Source organism: Holdemanella sp., assembly GCF_056804935.1.
The window spans coordinates 1-3,428 of record NZ_DBMEXE010000174.1 but is presented as its reverse complement, the minus strand read 5'-3'; the positions used below and the strand labels follow the sequence as shown (position 1 = coordinate 3,428).

General features: G+C 36.2%; 3 protein-coding genes. 1 reads left to right on the top strand and 2 read right to left on the bottom strand.

Features of this window, described 5'->3' with window-relative positions; all coding sequences use genetic code 11:
• Positions 1–16: 16 nt before the first annotated feature.
• Complete coding sequence (gene rbfA / locus ACZQCL_RS07670; protein WP_227990901.1) at positions 17–355, top strand: 30S ribosome-binding factor RbfA; 339 nt, start codon at positions 17–19, stop codon at positions 353–355.
• Between the two features lie 281 nt (positions 356–636).
• Here the strand turns inward: rbfA and ACZQCL_RS07665 are convergent, their stop codons facing one another.
• A complete protein-coding gene (locus ACZQCL_RS07665) occupies positions 637–1,821 on the bottom strand; it encodes an acetyl-CoA C-acetyltransferase (protein ID WP_331865599.1) in 1,185 nt (394 codons plus the stop codon).
• A gap of 135 nt (positions 1,822–1,956) precedes the next feature.
• Positions 1,957–3,162: an acetyl-CoA C-acetyltransferase gene (locus ACZQCL_RS07660; protein WP_118114492.1), complete on the bottom strand. Its 1,206-nt coding sequence runs from the start codon at positions 3,160–3,162 to the stop codon at positions 1,957–1,959.
• Positions 3,163–3,428: the final 266 nt, after the last annotated feature.

Genomic DNA, 3,428 nt, shown 5'->3' with positions numbered 1-3,428 from the left:
GAAGTGGAAGAATAGTATGTCATTAAAAACAGAACGTATGGAGATGACAATTCAAAGAGAGATTTCACACATTCTTCAATTTGAATTGAAAAATCCGAACTTAGGTTTTTGCACAGTAACGGATGTACAATGTACAAGTGATTTATCACAAGCTAAAGTGTATGTTACATTCCTTGGTAAACAAGGTCGTAATGATGCAGGTATGCGTGTTTTAAATCAATCAAAAGGATTTATTCGTTCCGGTGTTGCAAAGAAAATCAAGATTCGTAAGATGCCTGAATTGATCTTTATTCAAGATACAAGTCTTGAACAGGGAAATAAGATTGAAAACATCTTAAAGGAAATCGAAAAATAGAGAAGACTTAGTGGTCTTCTCTTTTTTTGTTTGTCGATAGTATTAAGCAACAGAGTCCTAATGGTAGATAAGTAAAATTCTTTGTTAAGAAGTATGTGAATATAAAACATATCCCTGAGAAAATAAATAATATTCGATTTAAATTTGTGTTCATAGTTATAGTAACTCCTTTAAATTGATTATAACAAAAAAATTTTTGAATTGTAAAAAGTAAGAAAAAAAGAAGAGATTCAGACAAAACTGAATCTCTTCTTGAAGTAGTTAGTTATTATTGATGTAAATTAGTCACGTTCTACGATAGTAGCACAACCCATACCACCACCGATGCAAAGTGTAGCTAAACCTTTCTTAGCATCACGTTTTTGCATTTCGTGTAGTAATGTAACTAAGATACGGCATCCACTAGCTCCGACAGGGTGTCCTAATGCAACAGCTCCACCGTTAACGTTAACTTTGCTCATATCGAATCCTAATTCTCTAGCAACAGCAACTGATTGTGCAGCGAAAGCTTCGTTAGCTTCGATTAAGTCCATATCATCAACTGTTAATCCAGTTCTTTCCATAACTTTACGAGTGGCAGCAACTGGTCCAATACCCATAATTTCTGGTTCAACACCAGCTAATGCACCTTGTACCCAAGTAGCCATTGGTGTAACACCTAATTCTTTTGCTTTTTCTTCGCTCATAACAACGATTGCAGCAGCACCATCATTGATACCTGAAGCATTACCAGCAGTTACCATTCCGCCTTCTTTACCAGAGCAGCAACGTAATTTTGCCAATGTTTCAACAGTTGTTCCTGGACGAGGTCCTTCATCCACTTTGAATTCAACGATTTGTTTTTTAACTTTAACTGGAACTGGTACGATTTCATCATCGAATTTGTGTTCAGCCATAGCTTTTTCTGCTTTTTGTTGAGAGTTAGCTGAGAATTCATCTAATTCTTCACGAGTTAAGTTCCAACGATCACAGATGTTTTCAGCAGTAATCATCATGTGGTAGTGGTTGAATGCATCTGTTAATGCATCATTTACCATTGTATCGACGATAGTAGCGTTGTTCATACGGTAACCGAAACGTGCTTTAGTCATAGCATATGGTGCCATTGACATGTTTTCCATACCACCAGCAACAACGATATCAGCTTGTCCAGCCATGATCATTGCAGCAGCTTGGTTAACACAGTTCAAACCAGATCCACAAACAACGTTTAATGTTACGGCAGGAACTTCAATTGGTAGACCAGCTTTGATACTAGCTTGACGAGCAACGTTTTGTCCTTGAGCAGCTTGGATAACGCATCCCATTAATACTTCGTCAACTTGTTCAGGTTTAACACCTGCACGGTTCAATGCTTCTTTAATAACAATAGAACCTAATTCAGCAGCTGGAGTGTTACTTAAAGCTCCACCCATTTTACCAATAGCAGTACGACATGCACCTGCTAAAACTACTTTTTTTGTCATATTAATATTCCTCCATGTAAGACTATTAGTCATTTACCTTTTAAACTTTAACATAGTGAATGATGAAAATCAATCACAAATTAAAAAATTCACAAGTGAATTTAAAGAAATAAGGAGAACACGTCTCCTTATTGATTAATCGCACATTTTTACGATAACAGCGGCACCTTGTCCTCCACCAATACATAGGGAAGCAAGACCGATTTTTGATTTACGTTTTTGCATTTCATATAACAATGAAACTAAGATACGGTTTCCACTAGCACCTACTGGGTGACCTAAAGCAATGGCTCCACCATTTACGTTTGTCTTAGCTAAGAATGCTTCACGATCCATACCTGTAGCTTCTTCTAATTCGTGGATAACACCTAATGACTGAGCAGCAAATGCTTCATTCAATTCAACTAAGTCAAGATCTTCGATTTTTAGATCTGCATATTTTAATGCATTTAAGATAGCTGGAGTAGGACCTAATCCCATAACTCGTGGATCAACTCCACCTTGTCCAAATCCGATTACTTCAGCAATTGGTTTTAAGTTATATTTCTTAACAGCGTCTTCACTAGCAACGATTGTAAATGAAGCACCATCATTGATACCAGAAGCATTACCTGCAGTTACAGTTCCATCTGCGTTGAAGGCTGGACGTAATTTAGCTAATTTTTCTAAGCTTGTTTTACGAGGGTGTTCGTCTGTATCGAATACTACTTCACCTTTACGAGTTTTATAAGTAATAGGAACAATTTCGTCTTTAAATTTACCTGCAGCAATAGCCGCTAAAGCTTTTTCTTGAGAAGCAAATGCGAATTCATCTTGTGCTTCACGTGAAATGTTGTATTTTTTAGCAATGTTATCAGCTGTACATCCCATGTGAATTCCATACATTGCATCTGTTAAACCATCGTGTAACATAGCATCCACTAATTTTTGGTCTCCCATTTTAGTTCCTGTACGGTTTTTATAGCTCAACATGAATGGAGCACGTGTCATAGATTCAACACCACCAGCAACATATAAGTCACCAAAGTTAGCTTGAATACGAAGTGTAGCTTCCATAACAGCTTTCAAACCTGAACCACATAACATATTGATAGATTGTGCACATACTTCAACAGGAATACCTGCATCGAATGCAACGTGACGAGCAATGTTTTGTCCTAAACCTGCAGCGATTACGTTACCAATAATAACTTCATCCAAGTTTGCTGGATCAATGTTTGCTTGTTTAATAGTTTCTTTTAAAACTGTAGCTCCAACAGTTGCTAAATCAACATCTGTTAGACTTCCTAAAAAAGTACCAATTGCACTACGTTTCGCAGCAACAATATAAGCTTTTCTCATTTGTATACCTACTTTCTACTCTGAATCGAGATTTACTTTACATGCTTAGTCTAGTCCTTAAAATAGGGGATGTCAACCACTTGTTTATATTTTCACATGTTAAAAATACTTTATATATATTAATAAGAATCTGTGTTTAAAACAATTTGTTAAAATATTAACAAAATCATTGACGACACTCAAAAAAGTATGTAGAATCCCGAGTTTGACAGTTGAAAAAGTAAAAAGTGCTAGAAAGCCTTTATTCAAGGCTTAATCTAGCACTT

Bases quoted from the DNA above. Each gene is read 5' to 3' on its own strand.
- rbfA (WP_227990901.1), top strand. From the start codon at position 17: ATGTCATTAAAAACAGAACGTATGGAGATGACAATTCAAAGAGAGATT.
- ACZQCL_RS07665 (WP_331865599.1), bottom strand. From the start codon at position 1,821: ATGACAAAAAAAGTAGTTTTAGCAGGTGCATGTCGTACTGCTATTGGT.
- ACZQCL_RS07660 (WP_118114492.1), bottom strand. From the start codon at position 3,162: ATGAGAAAAGCTTATATTGTTGCTGCGAAACGTAGTGCAATTGGTACT.